Source organism: Lutimaribacter pacificus, assembly GCF_900142185.1.
GTDB lineage: Bacteria > Pseudomonadota > Alphaproteobacteria > Rhodobacterales > Rhodobacteraceae > Lutimaribacter > Lutimaribacter pacificus.
Genome location: NZ_FQZZ01000001.1, coordinates 684418 through 699210, shown reverse-complemented (window position 1 = coordinate 699210; position 14793 = coordinate 684418). Strand labels below are relative to the sequence as shown.

14 protein-coding genes and 1 riboswitch are annotated in these 14793 nt (G+C 66.5%); of the genes, 6 read left to right on the top strand and 8 right to left on the bottom strand.

What is annotated here, in order from left to right; all coding sequences use genetic code 11:
* Nucleotides 1-61 precede the first annotated feature (61 nt).
* On the bottom strand, nucleotides 62-1111 hold the full coding sequence (locus F3H87_RS03465; RefSeq protein WP_149786431.1) for an aldo/keto reductase: 1050 nt from the start codon (nucleotides 1109-1111) through the stop codon (nucleotides 62-64).
* A 112-nt stretch (nucleotides 1112-1223) separates the two neighbouring features.
* Here F3H87_RS03465 and F3H87_RS03460 point away from each other — a divergent pair, with 112 nt between their 5' ends.
* The 3 genes from F3H87_RS03460 (at nucleotide 1224) to metG (ending at nucleotide 5187) form a co-directional block, all read left to right on the top strand.
* Nucleotides 1224-1820 carry an ImuA family protein gene (locus F3H87_RS03460; RefSeq protein ID WP_223227951.1) on the top strand — a complete coding sequence of 199 codons (597 nt, stop codon included), beginning with the start codon at nucleotides 1224-1226 and terminating at the stop codon, nucleotides 1818-1820.
* 338 nt (nucleotides 1821-2158) lie between these two features.
* Entirely contained in the window at nucleotides 2159-3382 is a 1224-nt protein-coding gene (locus F3H87_RS03455) for an MFS transporter (protein ID WP_149786432.1), read from the top strand.
* A 95-nt stretch (nucleotides 3383-3477) separates the two neighbouring features.
* Nucleotides 3478-5187 carry a methionine--tRNA ligase gene (gene metG / locus F3H87_RS03450; RefSeq protein ID WP_149786433.1) on the top strand — a complete coding sequence of 570 codons (1710 nt, stop codon included), beginning with the start codon at nucleotides 3478-3480 and terminating at the stop codon, nucleotides 5185-5187.
* Nucleotides 5188-5196: 9 nt separating this feature from the next.
* Here metG and F3H87_RS03445 read toward each other — a convergent pair whose 3' ends face one another.
* The 5 genes from F3H87_RS03445 to metZ form a co-directional block, all read right to left on the bottom strand.
* On the bottom strand, nucleotides 5197-6645 hold the full coding sequence (locus F3H87_RS03445) for a TrkH family potassium uptake protein (RefSeq protein ID WP_149786434.1): 1449 nt from the start codon (nucleotides 6643-6645) through the stop codon (nucleotides 5197-5199).
* Between the two features lie 100 nt (nucleotides 6646-6745).
* Complete coding sequence (locus tag F3H87_RS03440) at nucleotides 6746-6961, bottom strand: hypothetical protein (RefSeq protein ID WP_149786435.1); 216 nt, start codon at nucleotides 6959-6961, stop codon at nucleotides 6746-6748.
* A gap of 118 nt (nucleotides 6962-7079) precedes the next feature.
* Nucleotides 7080-7550: a hypothetical protein gene (locus F3H87_RS03435; protein WP_149786436.1), complete on the bottom strand. Its 471-nt coding sequence runs from the start codon at nucleotides 7548-7550 to the stop codon at nucleotides 7080-7082.
* 188 nt (nucleotides 7551-7738) lie between these two features.
* Entirely contained in the window at nucleotides 7739-8842 is a 1104-nt protein-coding gene (gene folE2 / locus F3H87_RS03430) for a GTP cyclohydrolase FolE2 (protein ID WP_149786437.1), read from the bottom strand.
* A gap of 116 nt (nucleotides 8843-8958) precedes the next feature.
* Nucleotides 8959-10140 (bottom strand): O-succinylhomoserine sulfhydrylase, encoded by a 1182-nt coding sequence (metZ, locus tag F3H87_RS03425; protein WP_149786438.1) that lies wholly within the window; start codon nucleotides 10138-10140, stop codon nucleotides 8959-8961.
* A 62-nt stretch (nucleotides 10141-10202) separates the two neighbouring features.
* Nucleotides 10203-10280, bottom strand: a riboswitch (SAM riboswitch).
* Between the two features lie 109 nt (nucleotides 10281-10389).
* Here metZ and F3H87_RS03420 point away from each other — a divergent pair.
* Nucleotides 10390-11298 (top strand): alpha/beta hydrolase, encoded by a 909-nt coding sequence (locus F3H87_RS03420; RefSeq protein ID WP_149786439.1) that lies wholly within the window; start codon nucleotides 10390-10392, stop codon nucleotides 11296-11298.
* Nucleotides 11299-11320: 22 nt separating this feature from the next.
* Nucleotides 11321-12022 (top strand): glutathione S-transferase N-terminal domain-containing protein, encoded by a 702-nt coding sequence (locus tag F3H87_RS03415; protein ID WP_149786440.1) that lies wholly within the window; start codon nucleotides 11321-11323, stop codon nucleotides 12020-12022.
* A 124-nt stretch (nucleotides 12023-12146) separates the two neighbouring features.
* Here the strand turns inward: F3H87_RS03415 and F3H87_RS03410 are convergent, their stop codons facing one another.
* Nucleotides 12147-13136, bottom strand: a complete 990-nt coding sequence (locus F3H87_RS03410) for a permease (RefSeq protein WP_223227950.1) — start codon at nucleotides 13134-13136, stop codon at nucleotides 12147-12149.
* 124 nt (nucleotides 13137-13260) lie between these two features.
* On the opposite strand from F3H87_RS03410, the gene F3H87_RS03405 reads away from it, so the two are divergent.
* Nucleotides 13261-14115, top strand: coding sequence for a LysR family transcriptional regulator (locus F3H87_RS03405; protein WP_149786442.1), 855 nt, complete (start codon nucleotides 13261-13263; stop codon nucleotides 14113-14115).
* A gap of 65 nt (nucleotides 14116-14180) precedes the next feature.
* On the opposite strand, the gene F3H87_RS03400 is transcribed toward F3H87_RS03405, so the two are convergent.
* A complete protein-coding gene (locus F3H87_RS03400; protein WP_149786443.1) occupies nucleotides 14181-14786 on the bottom strand; it encodes an inner membrane-spanning protein YciB in 606 nt (201 codons plus the stop codon).
* Between the last annotated feature and the right edge of the window lie 7 nt (nucleotides 14787-14793).

Sequence of the window (14793 nt, the reverse complement as noted above, 5' to 3'; positions counted from 1 at the left end):
CCGGTTGGCCCGCAGGGGCATGGCACAGTGTTGGCCGAAATCGCCGCCCGGGGAAAGGGGGTCAATAGGGCATCGGATGGGCGCGATGCACCTCGTCTATGGCGCCCGGCAGATCGTCGCCCAATTCCATCCCCGCGCCCGCCAGCACGTGATCGAGCTGCGCCAGCGTGGTCGCGCCGAAGATCACCGAGGTCATGAAGGGCCGCCGCACCGCCCAGGCCAGCGCCATGTGCACCGGGTCGACGCCATGTTCATGCGCCAGGTCAAGGTAGGCTTGCACGGCCTTGAAAACACGTGCCGATTTCCGTCCGCCCATTTCCGGGTTCAGCGCCATGCGCGAGGCGTCGGGCACCGCGCCGCCCTGGTATTTTCCGGTCAGGAACCCCGCGCCCAGCGGCGAAAAGGCCAGCAATCCCACATCCTCGTTCACCGCCACCTCGGCCAGGTCGGTGTCGAACAACCGGCAGAGCAGCGAATATTCGTTCTGGATCGAGGCCGGACGCGGCCCGCCCGTGCGGTCGGCCACGCAGGCCCACATGGTCGTGCCCCAGGCGGATTCGTTCGACAGGCCGAAATGGCGGATATTGCCCTTGTCCACCTCGCGCGCCAGCGCGCCCAGCGCATCCTCCATATGCGCGATCGTATCGGCGCGGTCCTGCCCCGAAGGGTCGTAACTCCAGTTCCGGCGAAACTGGTAAGAGCCGCGATTGGGCCAGTGAAACTGGTAGAGGTCGATCACATCCGTCTTCAGCCGCTTCAGCGAGCCCTCGACCGCCTGCGGGATCGTCTGCGACGAAATCATCGGCGTGCCGCCGGGCCGGATGGCCGAGCCCTCGCCCGGATGCTTGGTGGCCAGCACGAAATCGCCGCGCCGGCCCTGGTTGGCAGCGATCCAGTCGCCGATGATCTCCTCGGTGCGGCCCACGGTTTCGGGCGAGACCGGGTTGACCGGGTACATCTCGGCGGTGTCGATGAAATTGATGCCCGCGCCAAGCGCGCGGTCGATCTGGGCATGGGCGGTGGCCCTGTCGGTCTGCGTGCCGAATGTCATCGTGCCGAGGCACAGTTCGCTCACCATCAGGCCGGTGCGGCCCAGCGGGTTCTTCTTCATCCTGTCCGTCCCTTTTTGTCCGTCCGGGGCACACTAGCCCGGCCAGCGGAAATTGCCAGCCGGGCCAGCGCGGGATATTGAGAACATTCAGCGAACATATATACTCGTCCCCATGACCGTTCATGCCCTTTCACGCCGGCCTCGCCGTGCCGCGCCCGTCGTCGCGCCCGCGCCGCCCGTGGCGCTGGCGGCCGGCCGCCTGCACGAGCTTTGCGGCCCCGCCCGGCACAGCTGCGCGCTGTGGATCGCGGGCGCGCTCGAAGGGCCGGTCCTGTGGATCGCACCGGCCTGGCCGGGCGAGGGCGTCAATCCCTGCGGCATGGTGCGATGGGCCGATCCGGGGCGGCTCCTGTTCGCCGCCCCGAAACGCCCCGACGACATCCTGTGGTGCATGGAAGAGGCGCTGCGCAGCGGCGCGGTGCCGCTGGTGGTGGCCGAGTTGCCGGAGCTGCCCGGCCTGACCCCGGTGCGGCGGCTGCACCTGGCGGCAGGGGCCGCAGCACAAGCGCCGCTGGGCCTGATCCTGACACCGGGCGATGGCGGCGCACCGGGGGTGGAAAGCCGCTGGCACATGGCCCCCGCGCATGAGGGCGAGGACCGGCGCTGGCGGCTGGAACGCCGCCGCGCCCGCGCCCTGCCGCCGCGAAGCTGGGTGTTGCACGAACGGGACGGCAAGCGCGACCTCGTGCCGGCGGGACCGGAGGGGTAAGCGGGGGCTTTTCTGCTATTCGGGTGTTTCGCAACAGAAGGGCATCGCATGGCCGCGGTCGGGCGATCCGACATTTGTGACTGGCACTTTATCTTGCCGCCACATCCTCCCTCAAATCGGAGTGCTTACGGCAACCAATCGCCCGGCCGGGGGGCGGCCGTGCGATGCCCGGGCCGCTGCGCGGCTGTTCCGGGCTGGCGCGACCTTCACATGTCACCGCGCGGTTTCACCGCAAAACCGCGCGACAGCCCCCTTCACCCCCGCCCTGCCCGAAAGCGACATCGCCTGTCGGCAACCTGCTTGCGCTCGCGGCCCGGCCTGCGATGCTGCCCGGCGACATGCGTATGATCATCTCCTTCGCGGCCCTGTTCCTGTCGGTCGTCCTGCTACAGCTTTCCACCGGCGGCGTTGGGCCGCTCGACGCGTTGTCGGGGCTGGTGCTGGATTTCACCACCGCCGAGATCGGCCTGCTGGGGTCGGCGCATTTCCTGGGGTTCTTCGTCGGCTGCTGGTGGGCGCCCCGGCTGATGGGGTCGGTGGGCCACAGCCGCGCCTTCGCGGCCTTTACCGCCACCGGCGCGATCGGGCTGCTGGCGCATATGCTGGTGATCGACCCGCTGGCCTGGGCGGCGATGCGGGTGGCCTCGGGGCTGTGCGTGGCGGGATGTTACACGGTGATCGAGGCGTGGTTGCAGGCCAAGGTCACGAACGAGACGCGCGGCCGCGCGATGGGCACCTACCGCGTGGCCGATATGGGCGCATCGCTGATGGCGCAGCTTGTGATCTCGGTGCTGGAGCCCGCCTCTTACGTGTCCTACAACCTGCTGGCGCTGGTCTGCTGCGCGGCACTGCTGCCGCTGACGCTGACCAGGACCGCCCAGCCCGAAACGCCGGATGCGCCGCGCCTGCGCCCGATGCTGGCGGTCACGCGCTCGCCGCTGGCGGCGGCGGGGGTGATCGTGGCGGCGCTGTCCAGCGCCTCGTTCCGCATGGTGGGGCCGGTCTACGGCACCGGCGTGGGGCTGGAAACCGACCAGATCGCGTGGTTCCTGGCCGCGTTCGTGGCCGGCGGCGCGCTGGCGCAATACCCCGTGGGCTGGCTGGCCGACAAGTATGACCGCCGCCTCGTGCTGATCTGGCTGTCGGTGGCGGCGATCTGCAGTTGCACGCTGACCGCACTGACGCGCGACCTGACCACCACGCAGGTGCTGCTGACGGCGGGGCTGTTCGGGCTGACCACCTTCCCGATCTATTCGGTGGCCGCCGCCCATGCCCATGATTTCGCCGAAACCTCCGAACGGGTCGAGCTGTCGGCGGCGCTGATGTTCCATTACGCGCTGGGGGCGATCGCCGCGCCGCTGGTGGCCTCGTGGCTGATCGAGGCTTTCGGTCCGCCGGCGATGTTCGTGATGATCGCGGTGGGCCATGCGGTGCTGGTGGTGTTCGGGCTGGTGCGGATGCGCGCGCGGCCCGCCTCGGGGCGGCGCACGCGCTATGTCTATGCGCCGCGCACCTCGTTCCTGATCGGCTGGCTGACCCGGCGCGACCGCGAGGAGCCGTGAAGCGGGCGCAGGCCCGGCCCGCGCGCCCGACCCCACTGGCCCCTGCCCGCAAGCTGCGTTAAAGGGGGCCCAAGACGCGCAAAAAAGGCATGGACATGGCACGGCATCTCATCACCTCGGCCATCCCCTACATCAACGGGATCAAGCATCTGGGCAACCTGGTCGGCAGCCAGCTTCCCGCCGACCTGTTCGCACGCTACCAGCGCGGGCGCGGGCACGAGGTGCTGTTCCTCTGTGCCACCGACGAACACGGCACGCCGGCGGAACTGGCCGCCGCCAAGGCCGGCAAGCCGGTGCCGGAATATTGCGCCGAGATGCACCAGGTGCAGGCCCGCATCGCCGAGGGGTTCGGTCTGTCCTTCGATCATTTCGGCCGCTCGTCGAGCCCGGAAAACCACCGGCTGACCCAGCATTTCGCCGCGAAACTGTATGAGAACGGGCTGATCCGCGAGGTCAGCGAAACCCAGATGTATTCGCGCGCCGACGGCCGTTTCCTGCCCGACCGCTATATCGAGGGCACCTGCCCCAATTGCGGCTTCGAAAGCGCGCGCGGCGACCAGTGCGACAACTGCACCAAGCAGCTTGACCCCGTCGACCTGATCAACCCGCATTCCACGATCTCGGGCTCCACCGACCTGGAAATGCGCGAAACCAAGCACCTGTACCTGTGCCAGAGCCAGATGAAGGACGAGCTGGAGGCATGGATCGACTCCAAAACCGACTGGCCGGTCCTGACCACCTCGATCGCGAAGAAATGGCTGAACGACGGCGACGGCTTGCAGGATCGCGGCATCACCCGCGACCTGGACTGGGGCATTCCGGTCAAACGCGGCGACAAGGACTGGCCCGGCATGGAGGGCAAGGTGTTCTATGTCTGGTTCGACGCACCGATCGAATATATCGCCTGCGCGCAGGAATGGGTGAACGCGGGCAAGGGGGGTGACTGGGCGCGCTGGTGGCGCACCGACGCGGGGGCCGGGGACGTGACCTATACCCAGTTCATGGGCAAGGATAACGTGCCCTTCCACACGCTGAGCTTTCCGGCGACGATCCTCGGCTCGGGCGAGCCGTGGAAGCTGGTGGATTACATCAAGAGCTTCAACTACCTGAACTACGATGGCGGGCAGTTTTCCACCTCGCGCGGGCGCGGCGTGTTCATGGATCAGGCGCTGGAGATCCTGCCGGCGGATTACTGGCGCTGGTGGCTGTTGTCCCATGCGCCCGAATCCTCGGACGCGGAATTCACGTGGGAGAACTTCCAGGCCTCGGTGAACAAGGACCTGGCCGATGTGCTGGGCAATTTCGTCAGCCGCGTGACCAAGTTCTGCCGCTCGAAATTCGGCGAGGTCGTGCCGGAGGGCGGCGCATGGGGCGCGCAGGAAAAATCCGTGATCGACGAGCTGACCACCCGCATCCGCGCCTACGAGGGGCATATGGAGGCGATGGAGGTGCGCAAATCGGCCGGTGAATTGCGCGCGATCTGGGTGGCGGGCAACGAATACCTGCAAGAGGCCGCGCCCTGGGCGACGTTCAAGGAAGACCCGGCGCGCGCGGCGGCGCAGATCCGGTTCGCGCTGAACCTGATCCCGCTTTACGCCGCGCTGTCGGCGCCGTTCATCCCGTTCACGGCCAGGACCATGCTGGAGGCGATGACGCTGGACGCCGACTGGCCCGGCGACATCGCGCAGGCGCTGGAGCGGATGCCTGCGGGACATGGCTTTGCCGTGCCGGACAACCTGTTCGCCAAGATCGCCGATGACAGCCGCGAGGACTGGCAGCAGCGGTTTGCCGGCACGCGGGACTGACGGGGCGCCCTAGCCCCGCCAGAAGGTCGCGGTGAACAGCACGTAGACCACGACGATTTCCAGCCGGCCCAGCAACATGCCGAAGGTCATGATATACTTGGCCGTGTCGGGAAAGGCGCCGAGCGCGCCGCTGTCCTCGACCAGTTCGCCGAAGGCGGGGCCGATATTGAAGATCGCGGTCCAGGCGCCGGTCGTGGCCTCCATGAAGGGCAGCCCGGTCAGCGCCAGCGCCACCGACATGATCCCGTAGGTCAGGATGAACATGGTAAAGATCAGCATGACGGATTCGATCACGTCACGCTCGATCGGGCGGCCGCCGAGGCGGATCGACACGACGCGGTGCGGGCTGCCGATCAGGCGGAGCTGCGCGGCCAGCGCCTTGAACAGCACCAGGTAGCGGAACACCTTGAGCGAGCAGCCGGTCGAGCCGGTGCAGCCGCCGACCGCACCCACCGTCAGAAGCACCACCACCGGCGCGGCGCCCCACAGCGTCACGTCGCCATCGCCATAGCCGGTGCCGGAAAAGATCGACATCACGTTGAAGGCTATATGGCGGAAATGATTCTCGTCGAAGGGTTCGCCCTGCAGCACGCGAATGGCAAAGATCAGCACGACCGAGGCAAGGATCATCGCGGCATAGGCCCGCACCTGGAAATCCCTGAGCAGCGGGCGCACCTGCCCCGAGCCGATCAGCATCAGCCGCACGAAGGGCACCGAGGCCAGGAACATGAACAGCACCGAGACATAGTGGATCGGCCCGCCATAGGCGCTGAACGAGGCATCGGTGGTCGAGAATCCGCCGGTCGAAACCGTCGTCATGGCGTGCACCGTGGCCTCGAACAGGTCCATGCCCAGCGCGGCATAGGAAAAGACGCAAAGCAGCGTCAGCGCGAGGTAAGTCGCCAGCAGCGCCTTCGAGATGTCGATGGCGCGCGGCATCACCTTGCCCAGCGTGTCGAAGCTTTCGCTTTTGAAGAATTGCATCCCCCCCACCCGCATGATGGGCAGGAACAGCATGGCGACGATGATGATCCCCAGCCCGCCCAGCCATTGCAGGATGCCGCGCCACAGCAGGATGCCCTTGGGCAGTTCGTCGAGCCCGGAAAATACCGTGGTGCCGGTGGTGGTCAGGCCCGACATCGCCTCGAACAGCGCATCGACGAAACGCGCGTCGGTTTCGCCCAGCATGAAGGGCAGCGCGGCAAAGGCCGGCAACGCCACCCATGTGCCCACGGTCAGCAGAAAGCCCTGCCGGATCGTGATTTCCTGGTGCCGGGTGTTCTGGCAGGCCATCGCCACCAGCCCGCCGGTCAGGAAGGTAAGGACCGCGCTTTCGAAGAAAACCGGCCAATGCTCGCGCCCCTCGGCGATGTCCACCAGCATCGGCGGAAGCATCATCAGGCCAAGGACGGCGACAAGCAGGCCGATCACATATCCGACGGGGCGCGGGTCCAACATGGATCGCAGGCTTGGCGGCAGCGGGCCGCGCTGTCAAGCGGCACGATGCGCATCCTGTCGGCGGGGCCGGCGGAGGGAACGCCAGCCCCGCCCTTCGCGGTCAGACGTAGTAGAGGTCGCGGAAAACGTGATGCACGATGCGATCGCGGCGCAGGCCCATTGCGGCCAGCTCCTCGTCGGTCTTCGCCTCGAGCGCCACGATACGGGCGCGGCGCGACTGCGCCTCGGCATAGCGTTCGAACCATGTCATGATGGCTGCGCCGAACGCGGCCAGAAAAGAGCGTTTTTCGGAGGTGTTCGTGGTCAGAGTTGCCATTGTCGGAACCTTTCCTGTTCAGATTTCGGTTCCCTCCCTGACACGCAAGATAGGTCACTATAGCTGACCTTACCACCGATAACCGGGAATACCCGCCTTGCAGGCGATGCAAGGCTGCCTAGCCCTCGCCTGTCCCCTTGGGCATCGGCGGCGGGGCCGAGGGCGCGCGGGTCTTGCGCTTTTGCCCGGATTTCGGCGGTTCCGCCGCTTTGGCGGCGGGTTCGGGCGCCCTGGCCACGGTGGCGGCCGGTTCTGGCGCCGCGGCGGGTTGCGGCGCGGCGACCCGGGCCGCGGGGGCCGGTTTCTGCGCCGGCCGGGGTTTCGCCGGTTTGCGCGCGGGTTTCGCGGGCTTGGCCTGTGCCGGTTTCGGGCGGGCCGCGCGGCGCGGTTTGGCCGGACCCGGCGCCGGGGCCGCATCCGGGCCGGTGGCCGCCTTCCTGACCTCGGCCAGCCCGTGCGGGGCCAGCGGGTGCGCCTGCATCATCGCCATCCAGCACGCATGGGTCATCCGCATCTGCGCCTCGAACGTGCTGGCGGCGAAGTGATAGGCATACCAGCTGACCTTGACGGGAAGGGGAACGGCACTCATCCTGACTCTCCTCGGGTTTTGGACACGATCATGCGCGCGCAGCGTAACAGCCGCGCGACACCTGCCCGCAAGCCTGGCACAGGTCGGCAAGAAACCGGGCCGCCCCGGTGGGAGCGGCCCGCAAATGTGATCGGTTTGCCAAGTATTTCAGCAGCCCCGGGCGCGGCTGCCCATTTCGCGCGCAGCCCTCAGCCGACGTGGAAAAGCGAGGCGAAAAGCCTTGGATCAAGGCTTTCGGCGGCGAATGTGGCGCCCTCGGTCAGCACGCTGACGGCATCGTGGCTGTGCAGGCTTTCCTGGTGGCTGGCGATGACGCGGAAATCGCCCACCCGCCCGTCGCGCTTGAGCCGTTCGCAAAACAGCCGCGCGGCATCCTCGACGAAGATCGGGTTGGCGGCGTTCAGCTCGGCAAAGGCCTGTTCGTCCTCGCGCTTGACGACCACCTGGGTTTCGGTCGGCACCGCGGCGCGTGCCATATCGATCAGATCCTCGAACCACAGGCAATCGCCGCCGGGGGCCAGCTCGACCGAGATGCGCGCGACCGACCGCTGCGAATGCGGCGTGGCCAGTTGCCCCCGCGTCATGCGCGCGTGTTCGCTGAGTTCCAGCGAGCACGGGCAGGTCGAGGAATAGACGTAATCGAGATGGATGATCTTTTTTCGCACGCCCGCGCTTTCGACCAGTTCCAGCGCGATGTCGTAATACTGGTATCCCGCCAGCCCCGACCGCAGCGAGGGCACCCGCACGGGGTAGGAAAACCGCATCTGGATACGCGCGTCGAAGCTTTCCAGATCGCTCATGTAATCGTCGAGCGCGGCCTCGATCACCTCGAAGGAAAAGGTCTTTTCCGCGTGCTTGTAGAATGACCGCATGATCCGGGACATGTTGATGCCCTTCTTGTCGGCCTCAAGGCTGACGGTGCCGGTCACGCTGGTTTCCAGCGTCAGGTCGCCATTGTCGCGGGTATGATACTGGATCGGCAGGCGGAAATTGCTGATGCCGACATGCTGGATCTGCTGTTTCTCGCCGCGGATCAGGCTGGCGGGGCCGTTCTGCATGTCGGGCAGCGACGCCTTGTAGGCGCTGTCGACAGAAAAACCTTCGGGGTATTCGCGGCTGAGCGCGGGGTAATCCGATGCCCCCGCCCCCGGCAAAAGCCGTGCGATCGCCGGGTCGAGATCGGCGATTTCCTCGACGCTGGCCCCTTCGGCCCACCGGCGCAGGCGCATCAGCGCCTCGCGCGCGTCCTCGCGGTCCGGCTGGCGGTCGATCTCAGGCGTGTGAATATTCATGGCGCGGCCCCTCCGCTATGTCCTCGCCATCCTAATTTAGGGTATGGCCCGGGATATTTCCAATTTCGAAGATCGTTACGATAGAAACGACACCCCGGATCACTTCTCCCCCCGGGTCAGATCGCGTCCAGCGCGGCGCGAATATCGGCGATCAGGTCGCCGGTATCCTCGATCCCGCAGGACAGCCGCACCAGCCCCGGCGTGATGCCAAGCTGCGCCTTCTGATCGTCCGGCAGGCGCTGGTGCGTGGTGGTGGCCGGGTGCGTGGCGATGGATTTCGCGTCGCCCAGGTTGTTCGAGATCACCACGATGCGCAACGCGTTGAGGAACCGGAACGCCGCCGCCTGCCCGCCCTTCAGGTCGAGCGACAGAACCGTGCCGCCCGCGCCCATCTGCGCCATGGCCAGATCGTGCTGCGGATGCGCGGACAGGCCGGGAAAGATCACCCGCGCCAGCCGGTCGTCGCCTTCCAGCGCCTCGGCCAGCGCCTGCGCGGTGGCGGTCTGCGCGCGCACGCGCAGGTCCATCGTTTCAAGCCCCTTGAGCATGATCCACGCGGTAAAGGGCGACATCGAACCGCCGGTGTGCTTCATGTAGGGTTCGACCGTCTTGCGGATATAGTCGCGCGTGCCGAGGATCACGCCGCCCAGCGCGCGGCCTTGCCCGTCGATATGCTTGGTGGCGGAATAGACAACGACATCGGCACCCTGCTCCAGCGCGCGGGACCAGACCGGCGTGGCGAACACGTTGTCCACGACCACGACGGCGCCGACGCCGTGCGCAATTTCCGAAACCCCTGCGATATCAATGACCTCCAGCGTGGGGTTCGAAACCGACTCGAAGAAACAGACGCGCGTGTCCGGGCGCACCGCCGCGCGCCACTGGTCAAGGTCGGCGCCATCGACCAGCGTCACCTCGACGCCGTAGCGGGGCAGGATCTCCTCAAGGATATAAAGGCAGGAACCGAACAGCGCGCGCGATGCGACCACATGATCGCCCGCCTTCAGCATCGCGGTCAGCGCGCCGCTGACGGCGGCCATGCCGCTGGCGGTGGCAAAGGCATCCTCTGCCCCTTCCAGCGCGGCGATGCGATCCTCGAACATCGCGACGGTCGGATTGCCGTAGCGGGCATAGATGAATTCATCCGGCCCCGCCTGCACGAACCGCGCCTCGGCCTGTTCGGCGCTGTCGTAGACAAAGCCCTGTGTCAGGAAAATCGCCTCGCTCACCTCGTTATACTGGCTGCGGCGGGTGCCGCCATGGACCAGTTTCGTGCGGGCGTTCCAATCGTCGTTCATCGCGCATCCTCCGGGGTATCGCACCCCATGAAAAAACCCCCGGTCGCGGTCAAGCGAAAGGGGGCCCTTTGCGTCTGACCTCTTTAGCGGCATCTTTAACGTGGCCCGCAATCCGGTAACAAATCGCCACGGGATGCGTTTACGCCCGGTGCGCGCGCGCGTCAACCGTCACGCGGCGGTGACCAAACCGTCACATCGCTGTCGCAGGGCACGCCTATGCCCGTCCACAACATCTTGTGGGTGGCGGGCATGACGCTTCTACGGATCAACGCGCAGGTTTCGGGGCAGGACGATCTGCCCGATCTCGGCCCTCTGGCGGGCGGCCGGGGGCCGGTCCTGATCATGACCCATGGCTACAAGTTCCAGCCGGGACATCCGCAGCATTGCCCGCACCGCCATATCCTGTCCGAGGACGAGGTTGCCTGCCGCAAGGCGGTCAGCTGGCCGCGCCTGCTGGGGGCTGGGCAGGACGGCACGGCGGCGGTGGCTTTCGGCTGGCCCGCGCGCGGCACGATCTGGCAGGCATGGGCGCAGGCCGGCATCGCGGGCGTCGCACTGGCCCGCGTGATCGCGGCGATCCGCGAAACCGCACCGCACCGCCCCGTCCACGCCATCGCGCATTCGCTGGGCGCGCGGGTGGTGCTGTCGGCCCTGCGCCACCTGCCCGAGGGCGCGCTGTCCCGCGCGATCCTGCTGACGGGGGCGGAGTTCGCCGCCAGCGCGGCGGCGGCGCTCGACACCCGGGCGGGGCGGCGGGTGGAGCTGATCAACGTCACCAGCCGCGAGAACGACCTGTTCGATTTCCTGCTCGAGCGTCTGGTGACCCCTCCGGTGCCCGGCGACCGGGTGATCGGCCACGGCCTGCCCGGACAGGCCAACACGCTGACCCTGCAGATCGACGATCCGCGGACGCTGGCGGTTCTGGCCGGCCGGGGATATGCCATCGCCCCGCCCCGCGCGCGCATCTGCCACTGGTCGGCCTATCTGCGCCCCGGCGTGTTCGACCTTTACCGTGCGTTCCTGTCCGAGCCGGACACTCTGCCCCTTGCACACTTGCAAAGGCTGTTGCCAAAGGCCCCGCAGCCGCGCTGGTCACGGTTGCTTGACCCGCCGCGCGTGACGCTGCCCTTGCCCTTCGCCCGAAATGCGTCATCCTGAGCGCGACCGCGCAGGAGGCCCCATGCAAGACCCGATCGACCTGTATTTCTGGCCCACGCCGAACGGCTGGAAAGTGTCCATCGCGCTGGAAGAGATGGGCCTGCCCTATAATCTGCACCTGATCGACATCCGCAGGGGCGACCAGTTCGACCCCGCGTTTCTGAAGATCTCACCGAACAACCGGATGCCGGCCATCGTCGATCCGCAAGGGCCCGATGGCAAGCCGGTGGCGATCTTCGAATCCGGGGCGATCCTGCAATACCTGGCGCGCAAGACGGGCCGTTTCTATGGCGATACCGAGCGCGATCGCATCGCCGTGGATCAATGGCTGATGTGGCAGATGGGCGGGCTGGGCCCGATGGCGGGACAGGCGCATCATTTCCTGAAATACGCCCCGCAGATGGACCCGCCCCAGGACCTGCCCTACGCCAGGGACCGTTACCGCAACGAGGTCGCGCGGCTTTACGGCGTGCTGGACCGGCAACTGGAAAAACACGCCTTTGTCGCGGGCGATTTCTGCTCCATCGCCGACATGGCGATCTGGGGCTGGGCATCGCTGTGGGAGGGCCAGCAGCAAACCCTGGACGACAAGCCCCACATGGCCCGCTGGCTGGAAGAGATGGGCGCGCGCCCCGCGGTGCTGCGCGGCCGCGCACTGGCCGCCGAGCTGCGCGACGGGGCGCCCCATGACAGGCAGGCGCAGTCGGTACTGTTCCGCAGGTGAAACGCGGCGGAGGGATGTTCCATTTGCACGGCCCGCAGCCAAGGGCAGTTTGAAGTCCCTTTTGCCGTGTGCGGCGCTTTCGTCAATAACTGGAAACGGAAAGTCCCGGCCAATCCCGCAGCGATCATGCAATCCAATCGAAAATGTAACCCGCGATCAGCGATCCCGAAACCGCCAGCGCGAGATACAGGAGAAAGGGTTTCAGCCTGAGCACGGGAAAGATCGCCATTGCCCCCCATATGCTGACCACGCCCCCTGAAACGAGGAAGGCCATTGCAGCCCCTGGCGACATGCCGTGGTCCATCAGTCCGCGCGTCAGGGGCAGCGCCGCGTATCCGTCGAGATAGGCGGGCGCGCCGACGAAGACTGCGAACGGAATGGCCCACCGCACGTCGTCGCCCACATAGGCCGACAGGGCCTCGGGCTGCAGGGCTGTGTTCAGGGCGTATTCCGCCGCGAAGGCGGGGATAAGGCACATCAGGATCAGCCGCGCGGTGGAAAGGACATTCTGCCTGAAGATCGCTCGCCGCCCCGTGTCGTTCCAGACCCGTGCATCGAATGACAACGGGGCTCTGCAACTGCCCTTCGACAGCGTCCCGACGATCCCGTTATGGCGCAGGGACGCCGTCGCCCAGCCTTGTTTCGCAAAGATCGACGTGACCGCCCCACCCCAGATCCCGAGACCGAACGCGGCAACCGTCTTGCCTGCCGCGAACCCGAACCCGAGGGTTGCCGCCGTCGCCGCCAGCATCGCCGGACCGGTGATCGGGGACGACAGCCAAAAGGCCATGACGGGTGCCAGTGGAATCCCGGCCGCCAGCAATCCGGCCATCAGCGGCAGAACCGTGACGCCGCAGACCGGGGTGATCGCCCCGACCGCGGCCGCCCCGATGATCGCATGGGCCGCCCTTCCCTCTAAAACCCTTGCGATATGGGCGTCCGCCCCACTGGCCATGATCCACGCGGCCAGAACGATGCCCGGAACGACGAGCGGCGCGACAGAGACAAGACCGAAGATCACGAACCGTGCCATGGGCCACATCTCGCCGGGCCATATCACCGCTCCGACAGCGATCAGCACCAGAAGCCCCAAAAGCAGGGCCGGTCTGGTCATTTGGTGGGTTCCATTCTGGCTTTGATCGGACATCGCGCACCTTTTCGGATCGGTGACGCAAGTATGGGGGCTGGCCAGGTATCCGTAAAACGGGTTATTCAGGTCGCAGGCATGAGGTTTTCGAATGGATCACCTGAGTAGCGACCTGTTGCGCACATTTCTGGCAGTCGCCGAGGCCGGCAGCGTCACCGAAGGGGCCGCGCGGGTTTACCGGTCGCAATCCGCCGTCAGCCTTCAGGTTCGGAAACTGGAGGACATCCTGGGCCGGCCCGTCTTCGACAGGCATGGGCGCGGGGTTGTCTTGACGGAGGCGGGCGAACGCCTGTTGCCGGTCGCGCGCGACATTACCCGAAAGCTGGACGCGACGCTGCGCGAGCTGACGTCGGACGACCTGCATGGCAAGCTGCGCCTCGGCATTCCCGACGACCAGACAAAAGACCGGCTGTCCCGGATCGTGGCCGGGTTCGCGCAATCCCATCCGCTTGTCGATCTCGATGTCACCTGCGCCCTCAGCGCGGGGTTTCCCGATGCGCTTGCGTCGGGCGCACTGGACATTGCAATCTTCGAAGTGGCAACCCCCGGGCCGGGCGCGGATATTCTGCAGGAGGAACGAACCTGCTGGATGGTCTCGCGCCATCACGATCTTCTGTCCCGCGATCCATTGCCCGTTGCCCTTTTCGATCGGGATTGCTGGTGGCGTGACGCGGCCCTGGACGCTCTGGCGGCGGCGGGGCGGCCTTTCCGTATCGTCTATTCCAGTCAGAGCGTTTCGGGTGTCGCCGCCGCGATCGAAGCCGGCATCGCGATCGGATTGCTGGGCGCATCAGGCATGACCGAGGATTTGCGACGGCTCGCACCGGAGGAGGGATTCGGCGACATGCCGGTTTCCAACCTGGTGCTGGGGGTGCGCCCCGGCGCCACCACGCCACCGATCCACGCGATGAGAACGGCGATCCGCAGGGCGTTCGGGGCAGGCTGACGGTTATCCGGGATCGTCCGATCACCCGGCCGTTATCAGCGGAACGGGTGCGGGCAAGCCGGGCGTTATTCGCCTTCCTGTTCCTGTTCGCCGTATTTGCGGAAGATGTCGCCCTGGAAGATGAAGAACAGGAACACCGCCGCGGTCAGGCCGAATGTCTTGAACCAGACCCAGGATTCGGTGCTCATGCTGCGCCAGATCACCTCGTTCAGGACCGCCAGCCCGAAGAAGAACAGGCACAGCCGGCGGGTCAGCTTCATCCAGCCTTCGGGCGCCAGCGGCATCATCTCGTCCATGACATGCTGCAGATAGCTCTGCCCGCGCAACAGCCCGAACCCCAGCAGCCCGGCGAAGATCAGGTAGATGATCGTCGGCTTCATCTTGAAGAACCGGTCGTCGTTCAGCCAGACCGACAGCCCGCCGAAGACGACAACCAGCACCAGCGTCACCGCCTGCATCCTGGACAGCTTGCCGGTCAGCTTCCACAGCAGGCCGGTGGTCACGATCATCAGCGGGATGAACCCGGCGGTCACCAGGATGAAGCCGGAATATTCACGCCCGCCAATAGTGAACACCTCGTCCTTGAGCCAGAGATAGGCCACGAAGAACGCCAGGACCGGGCCCAGTTCCAGCGCCGATTTCAGCATCGGGTTGATCTCACGCGCAGCCATCCGGCCC